Annotated in this window: 1 protein-coding gene; it reads left to right on the forward strand. The window is 62.5% G+C overall.

What is annotated here, in order from left to right:
* A partial coding sequence (locus tag CDV44_RS27005) for a LysR family transcriptional regulator (RefSeq protein WP_249277750.1) occupies positions 1 to 328 on the forward strand: 328 nt, incomplete at both ends.

The raw sequence follows: 328 nt of genomic DNA on the forward strand, positions 1-328 counted from the left end.
ATCCGGGATATCGAGATCTTCAGAGCGGTGATGAATGCGGGCAGTACGAGCAAAGCCGCCGGCCTGCTGGGCATCTCCCAGCCCGCCGTCAGTCAGGCCATTCGTCGACTCGAAACCATGGCCGATCTTCGGCTGTTCGAGCGAGTGCGAAGCCGGCTGGTGCCGACGCAAGAAGCGCTCGCACTGATGCAGGACGTCAATCAGTTCTTCCGCGGGTTCGAGGTGATCGAGCACCGAATGCGCAGCTTGCGCTCGCATGGGCTCGGACGCATGGCGATCGCCTGCCTTCCTGCGCTTGGCAACGGGTTCATGCCGCGTGTGATTGCGT

The organism is Pandoraea sp. PE-S2R-1, from assembly GCF_002179865.1.
In the GTDB taxonomy this organism is placed as follows: domain Bacteria; phylum Pseudomonadota; class Gammaproteobacteria; order Burkholderiales; family Burkholderiaceae; genus Pandoraea.